The organism is Campylobacter australis (assembly GCF_050586305.1).
Lineage (GTDB): Bacteria > Campylobacterota > Campylobacteria > Campylobacterales > Campylobacteraceae > Campylobacter_A.
Genome location: NZ_JAXUAA010000002.1, coordinates 59591 through 78526 on the forward strand (window position 1 = coordinate 59591; position 18936 = coordinate 78526).

The 18936-nt window shown below is 37.6% G+C and carries 17 protein-coding genes and 1 pseudogene; 9 read left to right on the plus strand and 9 right to left on the minus strand.

Annotation, left to right across the window (positions count from 1 at the left end; genetic code table 11):
- The first annotated feature begins 1 nt into the window (after position 1).
- Together U5B17_RS03170 and U5B17_RS03175 are read left to right on the plus strand one after the other, a co-directional pair.
- Positions 2–1222, plus strand: a complete 1221-nt coding sequence (locus U5B17_RS03170; protein ID WP_430803926.1) for a radical SAM protein — start codon at positions 2–4, stop codon at positions 1220–1222.
- Positions 1219–1731 carry a flavodoxin family protein gene (locus tag U5B17_RS03175; RefSeq protein WP_430803927.1) on the plus strand — a complete coding sequence of 171 codons (513 nt, stop codon included), beginning with the start codon at positions 1219–1221 and terminating at the stop codon, positions 1729–1731. The genes U5B17_RS03170 and U5B17_RS03175 overlap by 4 nt, the downstream gene beginning before the upstream one ends.
- Before the next feature lie 113 nt (positions 1732–1844).
- On the opposite strand, the gene prx-suh is transcribed toward U5B17_RS03175, so the two are convergent.
- A complete protein-coding gene (prx-suh, locus tag U5B17_RS03180) occupies positions 1845–2372 on the minus strand; it encodes a thiol peroxidase Prx-SUH (RefSeq protein WP_430803928.1) in 528 nt (175 codons plus the stop codon).
- Between the two features lie 406 nt (positions 2373–2778).
- On the opposite strand from prx-suh, the pseudogene U5B17_RS03185 reads away from it, so the two are divergent.
- A pseudogene (locus U5B17_RS03185) lies at positions 2779–5066 on the plus strand (molybdopterin oxidoreductase family protein).
- Positions 5067–5115: 49 nt separating this feature from the next.
- On the opposite strand, the gene U5B17_RS03190 reads toward U5B17_RS03185, so the two are convergent.
- The 6 genes from U5B17_RS03190 to U5B17_RS03215 form a co-directional block, all read right to left on the minus strand.
- Complete coding sequence (locus tag U5B17_RS03190; RefSeq protein WP_430803929.1) at positions 5116–5643, minus strand: DUF1523 family protein; 528 nt, start codon at positions 5641–5643, stop codon at positions 5116–5118.
- 17 nt (positions 5644–5660) lie between these two features.
- Positions 5661–6506 carry a sulfur carrier protein ThiS adenylyltransferase ThiF gene (gene thiF, locus U5B17_RS03195; RefSeq protein WP_430803930.1) on the minus strand — a complete coding sequence of 282 codons (846 nt, stop codon included), beginning with the start codon at positions 6504–6506 and terminating at the stop codon, positions 5661–5663.
- A gap of 87 nt (positions 6507–6593) precedes the next feature.
- Positions 6594–7763 (minus strand): pyridoxal phosphate-dependent aminotransferase, encoded by a 1170-nt coding sequence (locus U5B17_RS03200; protein ID WP_430803931.1) that lies wholly within the window; start codon positions 7761–7763, stop codon positions 6594–6596.
- 107 nt (positions 7764–7870) lie between these two features.
- Positions 7871–9703: a biosynthetic arginine decarboxylase gene (gene speA / locus U5B17_RS03205; protein ID WP_430803932.1), complete on the minus strand. Its 1833-nt coding sequence runs from the start codon at positions 9701–9703 to the stop codon at positions 7871–7873.
- The gene (gene hisS, locus U5B17_RS03210) at positions 9700–10929 is read right to left on the minus strand and encodes a histidine--tRNA ligase (RefSeq protein ID WP_430803933.1); all 1230 of its coding nucleotides are present in this window, start codon (positions 10927–10929) and stop codon (positions 9700–9702) included. Before hisS ends, speA begins: the two co-directional genes overlap by 4 nt.
- Before the next feature lie 66 nt (positions 10930–10995).
- Positions 10996–13581 (minus strand): YhdP family protein, encoded by a 2586-nt coding sequence (locus U5B17_RS03215; protein ID WP_430803934.1) that lies wholly within the window; start codon positions 13579–13581, stop codon positions 10996–10998.
- Between U5B17_RS03215 and mltG the strand changes: the two genes are divergently transcribed.
- The 6 genes from mltG (at position 13490) to U5B17_RS03245 (ending at position 18250) form a co-directional block, all read left to right on the plus strand.
- On the plus strand, positions 13490–14458 hold the full coding sequence (gene mltG, locus U5B17_RS03220) for an endolytic transglycosylase MltG (RefSeq protein WP_430803935.1): 969 nt from the start codon (positions 13490–13492) through the stop codon (positions 14456–14458). The genes U5B17_RS03215 and mltG overlap by 92 nt on opposite strands.
- Before the next feature lie 68 nt (positions 14459–14526).
- On the plus strand, positions 14527–15408 hold the full coding sequence (locus U5B17_RS03225) for a lactate/malate family dehydrogenase (protein ID WP_430803936.1): 882 nt from the start codon (positions 14527–14529) through the stop codon (positions 15406–15408).
- Positions 15409–15425: 17 nt separating this feature from the next.
- On the plus strand, positions 15426–15734 hold the full coding sequence (locus U5B17_RS03230) for a 4Fe-4S binding protein (RefSeq protein WP_430803937.1): 309 nt from the start codon (positions 15426–15428) through the stop codon (positions 15732–15734).
- The gene (locus U5B17_RS03235; protein ID WP_430803938.1) at positions 15731–16861 is read left to right on the plus strand and encodes a 2-oxoglutarate synthase subunit alpha; all 1131 of its coding nucleotides are present in this window, start codon (positions 15731–15733) and stop codon (positions 16859–16861) included. Before U5B17_RS03230 ends, U5B17_RS03235 begins: the two co-directional genes overlap by 4 nt.
- The gene (locus U5B17_RS03240; protein WP_430803939.1) at positions 16851–17693 is read left to right on the plus strand and encodes a 2-oxoglutarate ferredoxin oxidoreductase subunit beta; all 843 of its coding nucleotides are present in this window, start codon (positions 16851–16853) and stop codon (positions 17691–17693) included. The genes U5B17_RS03235 and U5B17_RS03240 overlap by 11 nt, the downstream gene beginning before the upstream one ends.
- Entirely contained in the window at positions 17690–18250 is a 561-nt protein-coding gene (locus U5B17_RS03245) for a 2-oxoglutarate:acceptor oxidoreductase subunit OorC (protein WP_430803940.1), read from the plus strand. Before U5B17_RS03240 ends, U5B17_RS03245 begins: the two co-directional genes overlap by 4 nt.
- Before the next feature lie 89 nt (positions 18251–18339).
- Here U5B17_RS03245 and U5B17_RS03250 read toward each other — a convergent pair whose 3' ends face one another.
- Positions 18340–18582, minus strand: coding sequence for a hypothetical protein (locus U5B17_RS03250; RefSeq protein WP_430803941.1), 243 nt, complete (start codon positions 18580–18582; stop codon positions 18340–18342).
- Complete coding sequence (fliS, locus tag U5B17_RS03255) at positions 18558–18932, minus strand: flagellar export chaperone FliS (RefSeq protein WP_230056423.1); 375 nt, start codon at positions 18930–18932, stop codon at positions 18558–18560. The genes U5B17_RS03250 and fliS overlap by 25 nt, the downstream gene beginning before the upstream one ends.
- Positions 18933–18936 lie beyond the last annotated feature (4 nt).

Consider the following 18936-nt stretch of genomic DNA (forward strand, 5'->3'; position numbering starts at 1 on the left):
CATGTTTTCTAAACGGATAAAAGGTCACCATAGTGGTCATCCTAAGCGTGCAAAGATGGCAAAACAAAAGGATTTGTTTGAGTTTTTAGACACGCAAACTCCTACTCACAAAGATGGTGCAATATATTTTCATGTGCCATTTTGCGACAATATCTGCTCGTTTTGTTCGATGAACCGCACAAAGCTTGATGATGAGCTTGACGAATACACAGAATTTTTGCTTGCGGAGATAAAAAAATATAGTGAGTTTGACTATATCAAACAAAAAGAGTTTAGCTCTATTTACTTTGGCGGAGGCACGCCAACTACACTAAAAGAAAAGCATCTTGAGCGTGTGATAATGGCGATAAAACAGAGTTTTACTCTTTCAAAAGATGTCGAGTTTAGCTTTGAAAGCACACTGCATAATCTAAATTTATCCAAGCTTCGCCTAATGCGAGAACTTGGGGTAAATCGATATAGCATAGGCATACAAACATTTAGCGAAGCTGGCAGAAAGCTACTAAACCGCGCTCATAGCCAAGCCTCAGCGATAGAGCATTTGGCGAAGTTAAGGGCAGAATTTGATGGTATGCTTTGTGCAGATATCATCTATAACTATCCAAAACAAAGCGATGATGAGTTAAAATTTGATGCTGCAACACTAAAACAAATAGGCGTTGATAGCGTGAGTTTTTACTCGCTTCAGTTTTTAGATGGTTCTGAGTTTAGCAAGAGTCACGATACGAGTTATTACGAGCTTGATCGAGATAAAAAGCTGCACCATCTGTTTGTAAAAGAGATGCTTGATGGCTCGCACGAAATGCTTGAACTAACTAAAATTTCAAAAATAGGGCGCGATATTTATAGATATATCCGCCTTTCTCATGCTGGCGCAGATATTTTACCACTTGGTATAGGCTCTGGTGGAAAGATTGGGGATTTTGGTATATTTAATATGAAAAAAGGCGTACAGATGCTTGGAATTTTACCGCCAAGCGAGCAAAACTATAAGAAATTTATAGCGTTTTTTCAGTATCATGTGCTAAAATTTAATGACATAAAGCCTTTTATTGGTGATGAGTGTTTTTTTGAGCTTTTGCAGACATTTAAGCAGTGGCAAGACTGGGGATTGTTAAATTTAAACGAAAGTGGCTATGAGCTTACTTTGGATGGAATTTTTTGGGGAAATACAATAGCTGATGAGATAACAAAAATAACACAAAAGGAATTTGATAGATGAAAAAGATCGTGATTTACTCTTCACAAACAGGAAATACCAAAAAGGTTGGCGAGGTGATAGCTGATGAGCTTGGTTGTGAAGCGGTTAGTTTTGAGAGCCAAAAGGCACAAAATTTAAGCGAATTTGATTTTATAGCTTTGGGGTATTATATCGATAAGGGCGGTCCTGATAGCAAATTTAAACGATTTATAAAAGAAAATATCAAAGATAAAAAAGTAGGGCTTTTTATAACTCTTGGCGCTGAGCCAGAGGGCGAGCATGGTGCTCATATGCTAAATGGTGGCAAGGTTTTGCTTGAAGAAAATGGCTGCGAAGTTTTGCGAGAGTTTATATGTCAAGGAGCCATATCTGATGAAGTTATGAAGCAAATGAGAGAGATGGTAGAAAAGATGGGCGATAAGGCTATGCATCAGATAACGCCTGAGCGTTTGGCAAGGTGGGAAGCTTCAAAGTCGCATCCTGATGAAAATGACTTAGTAAATGCAAGAAAGGCTTTTGCTGGGATTTAGATGAAAGCTAGATAAAATACATAAAATTTTATGTATTTTAAATTTGGTTTTTTGTAAAAGCCCCCAAAAAAGGGGCTTGAAGTTTGTTTGCACCGCAAACCTAAATTTTAGTGTCAGCTACCGCAGCATGTTGTGCTGGCTTCGTTTGCCGCACTTAGAGCAGCCTCATAGTTTGGCTCATCTGTTATCTCATCACAAATTTCTTTGTAAATGATGACCCCATTTGCATCTATAACAAAAACTGCACGGCATGTAAGCCCAGCAAGTGCGCCATCTGCTAATAAAACGCCATATGCGTTAGCAAATTCCTTAGCCCTAAAGTCGCTTCCTGTTTTTAGGTTTTTAATGCCCTCGGTTGTGCAAAATCTCCCCATAGCAAAAGGTAGATCCATCGAAACTACGACCACTTCAGTATTTGCAAGTGCTGCAGCATGCTCGTTAAATTTCCTAGCCTCACTAGCACAAACGCCAGTATCAAGCGATGGAACCACGACCACAACTTGCACTTTACCTTGTTGTCCGCCGATTTGAATATCCGAAAGGTCTTGTGCCACAACATTTACAACAGGAGCACTTTGACCCTTGCTAAGGGAGTTGCCAGCCAGAGTAACTGGCGAGCCTTTAAATTTTACAGATGCCATTTTTATCCTTTATTTGAATTAAAATGTGATTATATTTAAAAAGGATAAATGAACTCTTAATTGTATAAAATTTGATAGTGTTTTTATGAAAAAATAAAATTTTTTGGCTATTTTATTAATAAAAATATATAGTTTATATATTTTAGCAAATAAGCTACTTTTAATTAAAATAAATTTATTTAAAATATAAAATCAATAGTTATAACATAATGTAAATTTATCGTTATGCTTTATTTTGGCTATTTTAGATAAAATTTTTTACTTTTTCTGTATTTATATAAAAGTATACTTATGTTATAAAAATAGTTTAAATATTTAATATATTTTATTTTTTATTAAGTTTTATTATGCAAAAATTGCAGAGTAATAAATATGCAAGATTTGCATAAATTAAGAAGGAGAAAAAATGGGAGTAAATGCTAAGACGGGCAAAGTTATTTGTCCGTACTGCGGGACTGGCTGTCAGGTCGAGCTTCATGTTGAAGATAATGTGATACGCTCAGCCACAGGCGTTGATGACAACCCAGTAAATGAGGGCAATCTCTGTCTTAAAGGCTTTTATGGCTGGGACTATGTCGGTGCGCCAGATCGGCTTACAACACCTATGATACGCAAGAAAAATGGCGTTTTTAGCAAAGATGGTTCGCTTGAGCCAGCTAGCTGGGACGAGGCATTAGATCTTGTTGTTGCAAAGATGAAAGAGATTAAGGAAAAATACGGACCAGATGCGCTTGTTGGAAATTTCTCGGCGCGCTGTACTCTTGAGGATAATTATGTGGCTCAAAAGATCATGCGTGCGGTTATAGGGACTAATAATGTAGATCACTGTGCTAGAATTTGACACGCTCCGACTGTGGCAGGTCTTGCCAAAACAATTGGTAACGGAGCAGCAACAAATAGCTTTACAGAGATAGGACCGCATAGCAATTGTATTCTGATGATAGGTTCAAACCCAGAAAATGGACATCCAATAGCCGCTATGCAGCATTAAATCGTGGCGCAAAGCTCATAGTAATCGATCCGATAAAAACAGAATTTGCTAGCCGCGCAGATGTGCACTTGCAACTTGCACCAGAGCATAATATAGCTGTGATAAATGCACTAATTTATGTCCTATTTGAAGAGGACTTGATAAACTGGGAATTTGTAAATGCGCACACAAAAGGTGTTGAGTATGTTCGTGAAGCGGTTAAAGACTACTCTCCAGAGGCTGTTAGTAAGTACGCAAATTTAAACCCGGAAGACATAAGAAAAGCCGCGCGAATGTATGCGACTATCCGCCCAGCCGTTATCACTCACGGTATGGGAGTGACGCATTTTAACCACGGTGTTGGTGCAGTTTGTGATATATCAAATTTGTTTTTACTGACAGGAAATGTTGGTGAGCTTGGCAGTGGCGACTTGCCTATAAGGGGTCAAGAAAATGTCCAAGGGTGCTGTGATATGGGCGTTTTACCTAATATCTTCTCAAATTTAGGCTCAGTCACAGACCCTGAGCAAAGGGCTTGGTTTGAGAAAGTTTGGCATTTAGAGCCTGGTTTTTTAAGCGGCAAGATAGGACTTCATAAGACTGAAGTTCCAGATGCGATACTTGATGGAAGGATTCACTTTTTCTGGACGATGGGTGAAAATCCAGTTATGACTGACCCAAATACAAATCACTTTTTAAAAGCTATCTCAAAAGTTGATATGTATGTCTGCCAAGATATATTTTTGACTGAAACTTCACTTAAGGCTGATGTTGTTTTGCCGGGTGTTGCAAGTAGTGAAAAGGAGGGCTTGTATGCAAATGCTGAGCGCCGTGTTCAGCATAACGAAGCAGTCATAACGCCTCCAGGAGATGCACGCCAAGACTGGTGGATAATCTGTGAGATAGCAAGAAGACTCGGTGCAAAAGAGGGTTTTAATTTTAAATCCCCTGAAGAAATTTGGGAAGAAGAGAGAAAGTGCGATCCTAGAAGATACGGCGGTATGAGTTATTATCGTATCAAAAAACATCACGGACTTCACTGGCCTTGTCCTAATGAAGATGATATGGGTGGACAAAGCTTGTATCTTGATAAGAAATTTTTCACACCAGATGGCAAAGGTAAGCTGATACCGTGCTTGCATGTAGGAAGCTTGGCTGAGATAGAGCCTGCAAAAGCAGAGTTTAGAAAACGGATAAATTTACCAGATGATTGGGAGGTAATGGCTGGAAGCGTAGATGAGCCAACGGATGAGAACTATCCGATACAACTTTTAACAACCAGAAAGGTCTATCAATACGCTGGAGGCATAATGACACGCCGCTCAAAGGCTATTGAAAATGGCGGAGATAGTATAGGTCCTATCGCTGAGATGCACCCAAATTTGGCTAAAAGATATGGTATAAAGCATGGAGAGTTTATCAAGGCATGGAGTAGATACGGCTATATCGTCATTAAGGCAGATATCACAGATGTAGTGCCTGATGGCATTATCCAGATGACCTACCACTACTGGGAAAGCTGTTGCAATGAGCTTACTAGTAACGGCTGGGACTTGATAGCTAAGACCCCAACTTTTAAGGCTGCGATTCAGATTAAGCGTATCGAAGAGGATGAGTTTTTACGCATTAGGGCTGAAAAACGGATAAAATTTCAAACCGATAAGGTTATATTTGACGATTATCATCATCATCCCTGCACTGGTGATGCGCCAGTTGTGCATTAAATTCATTGTGCGAGTTGCAAAACAGCACTCGCACTTTGATCTTATAAAATTAATATATTTGTCTAAATTTTCGATTTACAAAAACAATACATGAGACAAATGAAACAAGCGTTAAAAAGTAAAGTATGTAGCTTACTATAGGATGAGAGGCGTTTTCTGTGTTTTCTAGTTTTTTAACTGAGATAGCGTTAAAAAACTCATCAAAAATAGGTATGCGCCAACCATAGTATTTTACTTCTACAAGTGTCTTTTCTTCGGCAAATGCAGTTGCTCTAGCCTGTAGGTCGGCGGAGTTGAATTTCATATAAAATGGAAAGCCCCAGCGGGTATCTTCGTTGCGAAAAGATATAACTTTTTCGCTATCTGGAAATTTTGTATATAAAAAATATACATCACGCACTACACCGTTTGCAGTGCGTTGTTTGTTTATAAAACCATCCTTGTCCATGCGTTTAACTTCAGTACCTACGATGGTTAGTGTTTTGTAGCTTGGAAGTGCAAAATTTATAATAGCCACTGTTATTAGATGTACCATTAAGATAATGCTAATCGCAGCATTTTTAAATATACTTTTCATGATTTTCCTTTATCTTTTTAAGCTTCAAGCCCCATAAGTAGGCGAAGTGCCAGGTTTGCTTGATGATTTGCGCAAATAGCAACTCGCGGAGCCATAAGTCCTTGACCTATACGAGCTTCGTTTTTAAGATCGCCACATACATAGACATTTTTAGCAAATTTCATTGTTTTTATGATGTTTGAACTATGAAAACCAGCCATGCCAGAAGCGGTAATGATCTGTTTACTTGCTAAGCTTGCGCTAGCTTCATTTAAAAACATTGTTTTGCCTATAACATTATCAAAAGCCTCGCATATTATAGAGCAGGGGGCAAAAATTTCAGCTACATTTTTGGCGTCTAGATAAACATCGTGAGTTATAACTTCTACAAATGGATTAACTTGAGTGATAAGCTCTTTTGTTGCTTCTACTTTTTTCATGCCGATATGGCTGACAAAGTATTGCTGGCGATTTAGATTGCTTGGCTCGACCACATCAAAATCAGCCAAAATCAGCCTAGATACTCCCACGCGAGCAAGGCTAAGAGCGATATTTGAGCCAAGTCCTCCAAGTCCTGCAACGCCTATTATGGCAGAATTTAAAGCGGCATTTAGCTCGGGAGAATTTCTAGCCTCTATCATGGCTTTTAAAATTTCCCTTTCTGGCATTACTCCACGCTTTATAAGAGTTATCTTATCATTATCTTTTAGTTCTTGTTGCTCTTTTATCGCAAAGCCATTGAGTATAAAAATATCCGCATCCGCTAAGTCATGTTTTTGTATAAAGGCTGAAATTTCACTATCTTGTGTAAAAAACTCAGCCCTAAGTTCCGTTGTATCGCTTGCTTTTGTGCTAAAAGTAAAGCCATTTATGCTTATTTGCATCTTTTTCCTTTGAAATTTTAATACATTTTATCAAGAAAGATTAAACTAAATTTTAAGAAGCAAGCCTTTTTGTATCTTAAAAACCGCCTATCTTTGATAGTTTTTGACAAATTCTCTAATGCGTTCGATACCCTTTTTTATGCTCTCAAGATCAGTTGCAAAGCTTAGCCTAAAGTAGCCACCCATACCAAAGCCAACCCCCGGAACGCAGGCTACTTTACCATCTTCTAGTAGTTTTTGGCAAAATTTCATATCATCAGGTTCAACTGCTTTACAATTTACAAAAAGATAAAAAGCTCCATCTGGCTTAATGACGCTAAGCCCAGGGATGTCGTTTATAAGCCTTACTGCCTTGTCTCTGCGCTTTTTGTATTCGCCGTTCATATGGGTGATGTCAGCTTCAGTTTCTCCAAGTAGTGCTGGTATAGCTCCTGCTTGAACGAGCGAGCAGATATTGCTTACGCTTTGGCTTTGTAGGCTTTTCATGGCGGCATTCAGATCGTTCATAACGCTTGCTGTATAGCCAAAACGCCAGCCTGGCATGGCCCCACATTTGCTAAGTCCGTTTATAGTAACTGTTCGTTTAAATGCATCTTCGCTAACGCTTGCAAATGCTATAAACTCACCGTCAAATACAAGCTTTTCATAAATTTCATCACTTATGACTATGATATTTGTTCCTTCTAAAACCTTAGCTATAGCCTCTAGTTCAGCTCTTGTATAGATTGCACCAGTGGGGTTTGATGGGTAGTTTAGGCTTAAAATTTTAGTTTTTGAAGATATAGCGTCTTTTAGCTGTTGTGGTGTTAGTTTAAAGCCATTTTCTTCGCTAGTTTCGACAAATACGGGCTTTCCGCCACAGTATTTTACTATCTCTGGATATGTTACCCAGTAAGGTGCTGGTATGATGACTTCATCTTCGTTGTCAATAAGCGCTGAAAAGATGTTAAAAAGAGAGTGTTTTCCGCCAACATTTGTGATAATCTGGGTAGTTTTATACTCTAAGCCGTTATCTCGCTTTAGCTTTGTGGCGATAGCATTTAGAATTTCTGGTGTGCCTGGTACTGGAGTATATTTGCCACAACCTTTATCAAGTGCGGCTTTAACTGCATCTTTAATTGCTTTTGGCGTATCAAAGTCAGGCTCTCCTGCGCTAAAGCTTATCACATCTATGCCAGCAGCTTTCATCTCTTTGGCCTTTGAGCTAATGGCGATAGTTATAGACTCGCTTAAGCTCTGAACTCTTTTTGATAGCATCTTATCTCCTTTAAAATTTTTTGAATCTTATACTAATGTGGCTAAAATTCAGGGCAGATTAGCTAAATTTGCCCTGAAAATTTTTGTAGATGTTTCGATATGTAAAGTTATTGGATTGTTTTTAGGTAGCTATTATCATTTAAAAAAAGATAAAGCTCGCCTAAAATTTGCTTTTTTTGTGTTTCATTAATAAGTTTTGACTTTTCTAATCTCTCATTTAGCGTATCTTGTATCGCATAGACATCATAATCCATGTCTTCCATTATATCAAGTATGCTTTGACTTTCAAGTAGGTGCAAAATTTCAAAGCCGCTTTGAGTCATTTTTATAGTTGCCTCTGTTGGATGTGTAAAAAGGTTATGTTTCATACCAAGTACCTCTTGATACGCGCCAACTAAGAAAAATCCAAGAAAATACTCCTCTTTTTCAACATCAACATCGTGTAAAAGTAGGGGGTTTTTCTCATCATTGTAAGAGATCTCGCCATCGCTATCGCATGTAATGTCCCATATTGAGGCAGGCAAAGTAGGGCGGATATCTAAGCGATCAAGCGGCATGATCGGAAAGTCTTGCTGCAATCCCCAAAAGTCAGGCAAGCTTTGAAACATAGAGAAATTTACAAGATAGCGTTCTTGTACATCTTTTTGAATTTTGCTTAGATCTATGTTGCTTTTATTGCCAAGCAAATTTACAGCTTTTTTACTAATTAGACTACACAAAACTTCGGCATTTGAGCGATCTTGAAGATCAACATATCCAAGGTCAAAGAGTGTTAAAACGCTTTCCATGTGGTGTATGCTGTCGTGTAGATACTCAAGAGCATTGCTTGGTTTTATAGAGCTATAAAGGTCATTTAGCTCGGTTATAAGCTGTGGATTTTTCTTTTTTAAATTTAACTTTTCTTCGGTGTAGTCTTGGGAAAAGAGCTCTAGCACAGGGGCTACTAAAAGTGCATGAGAGGCGGCGATAAAACGCCCACTTTCTGTAAATATATCAGGCTCTAACTCACCCTTTTGCTCTGCAATGGTTTTTAACAGATATACAACATCGTTTGCGTATTCGGTTAGTGTGTAGTTTCTACTTGTAGTTTGCTTAAACTGTGAATACTCAATAGCAAGCCCTCCGCCTAAATTTATGGCTTTGAGATTTGTAGCACCCATTTTTCTAAGCTCAGCATATATGTTCCCAGCTTCACTGAGTGCCTTTTTTAGGGTGTGAATTTCAGTTATTTGAGAGCCGATGTGAAAGTGTATCATAGTAAAATGATCTAGTAAATTCGCTTTTTTGAGCATATTAACAGCTTCTATTAGCTCAGTTGAAGTTAGTCCAAATTTTGAGTGTATGCCACCACTTTTTGCCCAAATCCCAGAGCCTGAAGAGTGCAAGCGGATACGAAGACCTATGTTTGGCTTTGGCTTAAAGCGCTCTTTGCTGGTTGCTACGATGGCTTCAAGTTCGTTTAGACCCTCGATCGTTAAAGTTATGTTATGCCCCATCTCAGCTGCGATAAAGCCTATATTTATCATCTCTTTATCTTTAAATCCATTTACAGTTATAGGTGCGCTTTCATTATTAAATGCCATAGCAAGCAAAAGCTCGGCCTTACTTCCAGCCTCAAGACCGTAGTTATAGGGCTTTCCAAGCTCTACAAGGTTTTTTACAAAGCCAGGATATTGATTGACTTTTAAAGGATAGACAGCATTAAAATTTCCCTTATATCCAAACTCTTTTCTAGCCTTATTAAAGCTTGAATAAAGCTGTTCTATTTGCTTTTGTATCATGTGTGGAAATCGCAGTAAAAGCGGACCTCGGTAGCCATCGTCGCGAATTTGTTTAACTATATCGATAATGGCTGGACGGCTAGGCACATTTACGCAAACCTTGCCATTTTCTATTACAAAATTTGAATTACCCCATATGCTAAGACCATAGTCATTCATATTTTAAGCTCCTTTTCAAGCTCGTTTATTTTTATTGTTTTTTCTGTTTTGCTGACTAAATTTTTGTAAAAAATTTTGCCATTTTTTCGCTCATTTTCGCCGATACAAAGGAAAATTTCACAGTTTTTATTATCAGCTATTTGCATGTGTTTTGCAAGTTTTTTAGCTTCATAAGAGATTTCAATCTTAAAATTTTTACGCAACTTTATACCAAGCTCAAAGATAAAGTCTATATTTTCATCATCTAACGCACAAAGATAAGCTCCAGTTCGCTCACTTTTATGCTCTTTTAAAATTTCCATTATCCGCTCAATACCCATCGCAAAGCCCACACCATAGCTTGCTTTACCACCTAGATACTCAACCAAGCGATCGTATCTGCCACCACCAGCGATAGCACTTTGACTTCCGATCTCATCGCTTACAAACTCAAATGCCGTCTTGCAGTAATAATCAAGTCCGCGCACAAGCTTTGTGTCTATCTCGTAAGCAACGCCATTTGCGGTTAAAATTTCTTGTAGTTTTGCAAAGTCGCTAGCTGCTTCGTCGCTTAAATTTTCTATCATCAACGGAGCGTTTTGATAAATTTCTTGACATTTTTGCTCTTTGCAGTCAAGAACACGGATCGGATTTAGCTCTTTTCGTCGTTTGCAATCACCGCAAATTTCATCCTCGTGAGAGCTTAGAAATTTTAGCAATTTCTCTCTATAAATGCCCATGCTTTGGACATCTCCGAGCGAGTTGATTTTAAGTTTGTATCTGATATTTAGCCTATTAAAAATTTCAACCAACATCAAAATAATCGACGCATCTTCAAACACGCTAGCCACGCCAAAACTCTCCACGCCAAACTGATGAAACTCACGCAAACGCCCTTTTTGCGGTCGTTCATAGCGAAACATCGAGCCGTGATAAAAGTATCGATAGAACCCACCAGCCTTGTCAAGCTTGTTTTCTATAAACGAACGCACGACGCCAGCGGTGCCTTCTGGGCGCAAGCAAACATCGTTTTCGCCCTTATCGACAAACTGATACATCTCCTTGCCGACTATGTCGCTACTCTCGCCGACACTGCGTTTAAAAAGTGTAGTTTGTTCTAAATGTGGCGTTTTAATAAGTGAAAATCCATAGTTTTTAGCTACATCTTCACAGGTTTTTACGATATACTCATAAAGTGCGCTGTCGTTTGGCATTATATCTTTCATGCCACGAAGTGTTGTTATCATGAAACTTCCTTTAAACTAATAAGGCTGATTTTATCAAATTTTTATGAAATTTAGGTTTAAGCCAGCCTATTCAAATATCAAAAATGGTGCTTGCAAGATGTTTCTTATTATCTTAAATGGTGCAAGTAGCGTATCAGTAAGTACTTGTGAACTATACTCTGGTTTTTTGGTAGTTCCACGAAGTTTTATAAGAGTGCTTAATTTGCGCTTTTCCCCAAGCAAAATTTGATTTACTATTGGGATATTTTCTATAATAGAGCTTGCGTCTTTTAAAAATTCAATTTGCAAGTCAATATCTATTTCTTTTGTTTTTAAATTTATTATGCCAGCTCCTAAAATATCGGCGCTTGTACCATGAATTTCAATCGCGATAAATTTTAAAATATCACCATTTTTTTCAAGTAAAATTTTGCCATTTTGAGCCGAAAATCCCTTTTGGTTAAAGTCAGGAGTTTTTAGCGAAAGTAGCGATGGGATCGAGTTTATAAAAGTTAAAAGCTGCTGATAAAAGATGTAGTCTTTAAAGTATGTATCATAAAAGCGAATTTCCCCCTTTAAAGCCTCTTTTGTATCTGTAACCTTTAGCTTAAATTTACCTTCTTCAAATGTCTCACTTCCAAAGAGTTGATTGACAAATTTGCCGTCTATGTCGCGCGCTTCTATAGTTATCTCATCTTTATTTTTACTTAAATTTATACGCCCGCCATAGGCATTTGAACCTAGTTTTATAAAGTCTTGTTTTGCCCAAACTTGATACTCTTTAAGTTCTAGTGTGCGATTAAAGTCCTCTAAAATGATGTTTGAGTTTTTAGCTTGTAGGTTTGCGTTTATATCGCCAAGAGAGTCAGTTAGGCTCGAGTTATCATCATCGCCACTTGCTTTTATTAAAACATCAAGGTTATTTACCCCAAGCTTAACCTCTTTTTCATCTGCGATCTCAAAATTTAAATGTCCACTTTTTGTGTTGCCTTTTATTAAATTTTCTTTTACATCGATATTAAATGTGTCAATGTTGTAAATTTTTCCATCCTTTTTGTAAAACGGCAGATCAAAAGTCGCCTCTTTTGCTACGATGTCAAAGTTTTTAAAGTCACTTGTTTGGATATTTATGCTCTCAAAGCCATTTATGCTTAGCTTTGAAAGTAGTGCAGAGTGTGCTATGAGCGCTTTGTTTGTTACATTTATCTTATTTTTAGAGCCAAAACTTAGTTCTAGACCTAGGTTTGCAAATGTTAAAAGGGTGTTTTTGCCACTATAATCAAGCACAGCGGTTAAATTTTCATCTTTTAATGATAAAATTTCACCTATACTAAGCTCTTTTAGCTTGCCGTTTATATCCCCTTTGCTTTTTAAAAGATCTATATCAACGCTTGCGTCAGAGTTAAAGAAATTTAAACCAAAATCTTTTGCTGCTATTGCTAATTTATTAGTGTTTTTAAGCTCAATATTTGCACTTTTTGCGCTAAATGGAGCGTCTGCTATATCTATTTGTGCATCGCTTACATCAAATTTACCATTTGCAACTACATTTAGGTCATTAAAGGTAATATTTAGATCAAGGCTTGCTATTGTTTTACCGCTTTTTTGCTCTACTGGAATGGAAATTTTATAGGCTTTTAAGATATCGTTTATAGACTTGTCGTAGATTGAATTTGTCTTTATGTTTATAAAAATTCCAGCCTTTTTCTCATCAAAAAGCTCATAAATATGCAAACTTGAGCCATCAAGTTTTTTATCGCCATAAGTTGGCTTATTTAAACTAAAGTCAAGGCGAGAATTTTCAAGGGTGATGTTTGCGTCTTTGACATTTATATCTTTTAGGCTTTTATCAAGCGAAATTTGTAAGTTTTGTGCTTGTGCTTCTCCTTTTAGCTCATTTAAGTAAGGCTGTGCTGTTGCGATATTTATGCGACCATTAAGTTCTTTTATGTGATAGTTTTGTGCTTTTATATAGCCATATATCCAGTTTGAAACTTCTTTATCAAGCCCAGTTTTTTTAGTTATCTCTTGCATAAAATTTTTAAGTGAAGTAGCGTTTGCATCATAAATTTTATACTTTAAGTCATCTTTTATTAAAGCAAGGTCGATACCTCCAGCTATTTCATGTGTTTTAAACTCTCCGCTAAAAGCATACTTTTTATCTTTTAAATTTGCACTCGCATTTCCAAAAATGCTTAGATTAAAGTCTTTGAAATTTAGGTTGTTTATGTTGATTTTTTCAGTATTTTCATCGATCATTTCAAGTATTTTTATATCAACTGTAATGTGTGGGCTATCTATAAAAAATGTATTATCTTTATATAAAATTTGCAAGCTCATATCGCCTATATTTACATCCGTTAGTGAAATTTCTTGAAATATCTTATCTAGCCAGATGGCATTTTGTGAAAGTTTATAAAACTCAGAGCCCGAGGTGTGAGTATCTTGTGTCTTTAGTTTTGGTAGAGTGATGTTTTGTGCGGTAAAAATTATTTTTTTATCAAGTTTTATGTATAATTGCTCTAGTTTTAGTCCAACAAGCTCAAAACTGTCTATTTTAATACCAATTTTTAGGATAACAATGACTGAAAGAACAAAAACTAGCAAAATTTTTAGTAAATTTATAGCTATTTTTACCATCACAGAGCTCTTTCTTATTTGCGCTATTAGCATTATTTTTTACCTTTCTCGCCCAGTTTATACTTCTAAAGTCGTCTTTATACCAAAGGGGAGTGTGAGCGAAATTATATCTTATTTAGCTAATCGCAACTTTAATGTCAGCTCGCTTGATAAATTTTTAGTACGTTTTTTTGGCATGCCACAGTCTGGCTGGATACAAATGAATGCAAATGAGCTAAGCAAGGGTGAGTTTTTAGAGCGTTTAACTCGTGCAAAAGCTGCAATGAATGAGATAACATTGATACCTGGCGAGACGCAGATAGTGTTTTTAAATGAAGTGGCACAAAAATTTGGACTTGACGCAAAACGCCTAAATAATGAAGTTCTTGCGCTTTCGCCACTGCCTGATGGTTTTTTAGTGCCAAATACATACAAAATACCTCTTGGAATTTCAGAGCGACACTTAGCTTACTATCTTGTAAATGCATCAAAGAAAGCACAAGAGGAGATTAGTAAGAAAATTTTTGGTGAGTATAATGAGCGCAAATGGTTTAAAATTCTCTCCGTTGCTGCCGTTATACAAAAAGAAGCAGCAAATGAAGCTGAGATGCCACTTGTTGCTTCAGTTATCTATAACCGCCTAAATAAAGGCATGCGTTTGCAGATGGACGGCACGCTAAATTATGGAATTTATTCGCATGTGGCAGTTACACCTGAACGCATAAAAAACGACACAAGCGAGTTTAATACATACTTAAATAGTGGAGTTCCTCCAACGCCTGTTTGTGCTGTATCCATAGCAGCTATAAAGGCAGCGGTCGCGCCAGCTAATAGTGAATATCTTTACTTCGTCCTTGATAAAAAGAGCAAAAAACATCGTTTTTCAAAAACTCTAAACGAACACAACGCAAATATAAATTCTCAAAAATAAGATGAGTTTAAAAACTTTGTAATAAAAAAAGTGCTAAATTTATGGGATTTTGACAAAAGGAAAAAAAGATGAAAATTTCTGTTATCGGTGCTGGAAATGTTGGTGCAAGCACAGCTTACGCACTTGCTATGCGTGGGGTTTGCGATGAGCTTGCGATGGTTGATATATTTGGCGCAACAGCCCAGTCAAAAGCTATGGACATAGCTCAAAGCGTTCATGTTTTTAACAAAAACCTAAAAGTATTAGGTGGCGATGATTATTCATTGATTGCAAATAGTGATATTGTAGTAATGACTGCTGGAAGCCCAAGAAAGCCAGGACAAACTCGCGAGGATTTGCTGCTTATAAATGCAAAGGTACTTGATATGGCTGTTAAAAATATCGTAAAATACGCTCCAAACGCCTTTATCGTAGTGGTTACAAACCCTCTTGATGTAATGGTTTATCTTGCTTATGAGTTTAGCGGTTTTGCAAAAAATAGAATAATAGGCATGGCGGGTGAGCTTGATAGTGCTAGGTTAAATTATGAAATTTCGACGCTAAAAGGCGAGTTTTGCTCATCTAGCAAGGTGGTGGGCGCACACAATGACAAGATGATAATCTCTAAAAACTATTTAAATACAAATTTAAACAACGATGAGTTTGCTCATATAGACAGTCAGACTAGAAATGGTGGGGCAAAGTTTGTGAATCTAGTAGGCACTTCAGCATTTTATGCGCCAGCTGCAGGAGCTGTAAAAATTTGTGAAGCCATCAAAAATGATACAAATGAGCTTCAAAGCGTAAGTATAGTGCTTGATGGTTTTGCTTGTGGAAGGCTTGCAAAGATCGGCAAAAATGGAGTTGGAGAGGTTATTGGGTTCAATCTAGCGGATAAAGAAAATGAAGCACTTAAGGCTAGTGAGGCTGAAATAGTGCAAAATATAAAATTTATCAAAGAGAATTTATAAATAAAGAAAGAATTTAGATGATAATACGCGATGATGTAGCGGTTTGGGTAGATGAGAGCAGGTGTAAGGCGTGCGATGTGTGCGTTAGTAACTGCCCAGCTGGCGTGCTTGGTATGCGTCTTGAGGCTAGTGCTGTGCTTGGAAAGATGATAGAGGTTGTACATCCTGATGCCTGTATTGGGTGTAGGGATTGTGAGTTGCACTGCCCTGACTTTGCAATATATGTCGCTCAAAAAGGCTTTAAATTTGCAAAACTCACGCCAGAAGCAAAAGAGAGAGCTTTGGCTATTTGGGCAAACAAATTTCAAAAATTAGAGAGCCTATGAGAGAGCTTATAACTACTGGAAACGAGCTTGTTGCAAGGGCGGCTATCGAGTGCGGCTGTAAATTTTTTGGTGGCTATCCCATAACTCCAAGCAGTGAGATAGCCCATGAGTTAAGCTCTCTTTTGCCTGCAAATGGTGGAACTTTCATACAGATGGAGGATGAGATAGCTGGTATATGTGTTGCTCTTGGTGCGTCAATGAGTGGCACAAAGGCTATGACAGCCAGCTCTGGACCTGGGATCTCGCTAAAAGCTGAGCAGATAGGCTACTCTTTTATCGCTGAAATTCCACTTGTTATAGTAAATGTAATGCGCGGTGGTCCATCTACTGGACTTCCTACAAGAGTGGCGCAGGGTGATGTTTTGCAAGCAAAAAACCCGACCCACGGTGATGTAAATATGATAGTGCTTGCACCATCAAGCTTAACTGAGTGTTACACTATGACAGTTCATGCTTTTAATATGGCTGAGCGTTTTATGACACCAGTTATGTTGCTGCTTGATGAGACTATAGGACACATGCAAGCAAAGGTTAAGATACCTGAAATTTCAGAGCTAGATATCGTCTCAAGAAAAAGCTTTGATGGAGATGCTAGCCAATATCAACCATATGCGGTAAAACATGATGAGCCAGCTGTACTAAACCCATTTTTTAAAGGATATCGTTATCATGTTACTGGACTTCATCACGGAGAAAGAGGCTTTCCGACTGAAGATAGCGATATAGTTGCATATAACATGAAAAGGCTATTTGATAAGATAGATAGCCATACAAATGAGATAGAAAAATTTGAAGAGTTTATGTTAGATGATGCTCAAATCTGTATAATAGCCTATGGAAGCGTCGCTCTTTCAGCAAGACAAGCTGTGCTAAATTTACGCCAAAAAGGGGTAAAAGTAGGGTTGTTTAAACCTATATCGTTATTTCCTATGTGTATTAGTGAGCTTTGCAAAATAGCAAAGAAATTTAAAAAACTACTAATCTGTGAGCTAAATTTGGGACAATATGCTGGTGAAGTCATAAAAGTAACAGCAAGGAATGACTTTTGCACACTTTTTAAAGTAAATGGCAGACCTATAAGTCCAGCTGAGATTGAGAAAAAACTAGGAGAGTTCTATGGCGTTTGATTATGATAAATATCTAAGAACAGATAAGATGCCTACACTTTGGTGCTGGGGCTGTGGCGACGGTGTTGTATTAAAAAGTGTTGTGCGAGCCATAGATGAGCTTGGTTGGGATATGAATGATGTTTGTGTGGTAAGTGGTATTGGCTGTAGCGGGCGCTTTTCAAGTTATATAAACTGCAACACTGTTCATACTACACACGGACGAGCGACAGCGTATGCAACTGGGATAAAACTGGCAAATCCAGACAAAAAAGTCATCGTCATTACTGGCGATGGTGATGGTCTTGCCATAGGCACTAGCCACACTTTGCACGCTGCACGCAGAAATATAGGTATAAAACATATCTTAATAAACAACTTCATCTATGGACTTACAAATTCTCAAACAAGTCCAACAACGCCAAGGGGTTTTTGGACTGCGACAGCTGAGTATGGTAATATTGATCCAAGTTTTGATGCTTGCAAGCTTTTAATGGGAGCAGGGGCTAGTTTTGTGGCAAGGCAGAGTGTGCTTGAGCCAACAAAGCTTACAAGGCTTTTAAAAGATGGTTTTGAGCACGATGGTTATGCATTTTTTGATGTTTTTTCAAACTGCCATATAAATTTAGGTCGCAAAAACAAGATGGGCGAAGCTGTAAAAAATCTTGAATGGATAAGCTCAAGAATTTTAGATAAGACCAAATTTGAAGCGCTTGAAGGGAGCGAGAAAGAGGGCAAATTTCCGCTAGGAGTACTTCATAAGGATGAACGAACCGAATACACAAAAGCCTATGCAAAGGTAATTGCCAAAATGCGCGATGGGGTGGATATAAATTTTAAGGAGCTAGCGTGAAAAGTGAGCTTAGATTTGTCGGAGTTGGTGGGCAGGGTGTTATTTTAGCTGGCGAAATTCTGGCGGCTGCAAAGATAGAGAGTGGAGGATATGGAGTCAAAGCATCTACTTACACTTCACAAGTGCGCGGTGGGCCAACTAAGGTTGATATCATCCTTGATGAGAGTGAAATTTTATATCCCTACGCAAACGAAGGCCATATAGACTTTATGCTTGCTACGGCACAAAAAAGCTATGATGCGTTTAAAGATGGTGTGAAAGATGGTGGCATTATAGTTGTTGAGCCAAATTTAGTTAAGGCAAGCCAAGAGGATAAAAGTAGATGGAAAATTTATGAGATCCCTATCATCTCTATTGCAAAAGATGAAGTTGGAAATGTCATAACTCAAAGTGTTGTTGCACTTGGTGTTGCTGTTGCGATGAGTGGCTGCATAGATGAGCATATTGTGCGTGCTAGTATGCTTTCTCATGTGCCAGAAAAGGTGGCTGCTGCAAACGACAAAGCCTATGCTCTTGGGCTAAAGTATGCAAGAGAGCTTTTGGGATATAAAAACTGATTAAATTTTGGGTTTTAAAAAGCTCAAAATTTTAATTTAATGGTAAAGTCGTATTTTTAAATTTAACTAAATTTGAATAAAAGCTAGATTTATGAGTTCATATATCTTTTAATGTTATTAACCTTGGTTATTTCACCTTCTATATGCTTGCTTTTTGTTTTTAAAATTTCAATCGCTGATGCCGTTAGAGCCTGTGCCTCTACTGCGTCTTGAGCTGAAAATTTCTGCTCGCTAAAACTAGCCACAAGTCTTTTTATCGCATCAAAATCTTCATTTATGATAGCAACCTTAAAATCGTTTAGCCACTTCATTGAGCTGTGCTCTCTCTCCATGCCTCTGAAAGCTGCTTGACAACATTTGTAACTTCATTTAGAGCGGCTATATCGTCTTTTATGTTTGCTTGAACTAAAAGCTCAATCTGTCTAGTATATAGCCCACTAAGATAGTGAGCTATATTTCCTTGTGAGTAATCAAGGGAATTTAAAAGCTCAACAAATATAGCATTTGCTTTATTGATATTATAGACTTTTTTTTCGATATCACCAGCCTCTATAGCTTTTTTTGTGCGAAAAATAAATCTCAAAATACCATCATATAACATCTCAATAAGTTTAGTCGGAGATTCTATGCCTCCAACACTTGACTGTGCATATGCTGCGTATGCTGTATTGTTTATGCCCATTTTA

Coding starts and splice junctions, on each gene's coding strand:
- U5B17_RS03170 (WP_430803926.1), top strand. CDS start 2: ATGTTTTCTAAACGGATAAAAGGTCACCATAGTGGTCATCCTAAGCGT.
- U5B17_RS03175 (WP_430803927.1), top strand. CDS start 1,219: ATGAAAAAGATCGTGATTTACTCTTCACAAACAGGAAATACCAAAAAG.
- prx-suh (WP_430803928.1), bottom strand. CDS start 2,372: ATGGCATCTGTAAAATTTAAAGGCTCGCCAGTTACTCTGGCTGGCAAC.
- U5B17_RS03190 (WP_430803929.1), bottom strand. CDS start 5,643: ATGAAAAGTATATTTAAAAATGCTGCGATTAGCATTATCTTAATGGTA.
- thiF (WP_430803930.1), bottom strand. CDS start 6,506: ATGCAAATAAGCATAAATGGCTTTACTTTTAGCACAAAAGCAAGCGAT.
- U5B17_RS03200 (WP_430803931.1), bottom strand. CDS start 7,763: ATGCTATCAAAAAGAGTTCAGAGCTTAAGCGAGTCTATAACTATCGCC.
- speA (WP_430803932.1), bottom strand. CDS start 9,703: ATGAATGACTATGGTCTTAGCATATGGGGTAATTCAAATTTTGTAATA.
- hisS (WP_430803933.1), bottom strand. CDS start 10,929: ATGATAACAACACTTCGTGGCATGAAAGATATAATGCCAAACGACAGC.
- mltG (WP_430803935.1), top strand. CDS start 13,490: ATGACTGAAAGAACAAAAACTAGCAAAATTTTTAGTAAATTTATAGCT.
- U5B17_RS03215 (WP_430803934.1), bottom strand. CDS start 13,581: ATGCTAATAGCGCAAATAAGAAAGAGCTCTGTGATGGTAAAAATAGCT.
- U5B17_RS03225 (WP_430803936.1), top strand. CDS start 14,527: ATGAAAATTTCTGTTATCGGTGCTGGAAATGTTGGTGCAAGCACAGCT.
- U5B17_RS03230 (WP_430803937.1), top strand. CDS start 15,426: ATGATAATACGCGATGATGTAGCGGTTTGGGTAGATGAGAGCAGGTGT.
- U5B17_RS03235 (WP_430803938.1), top strand. CDS start 15,731: ATGAGAGAGCTTATAACTACTGGAAACGAGCTTGTTGCAAGGGCGGCT.
- U5B17_RS03240 (WP_430803939.1), top strand. CDS start 16,851: ATGGCGTTTGATTATGATAAATATCTAAGAACAGATAAGATGCCTACA.
- U5B17_RS03250 (WP_430803941.1), bottom strand. CDS start 18,582: ATGGAGAGAGAGCACAGCTCAATGAAGTGGCTAAACGATTTTAAGGTT.
- fliS (WP_230056423.1), bottom strand. CDS start 18,932: ATGGGCATAAACAATACAGCATACGCAGCATATGCACAGTCAAGTGTT.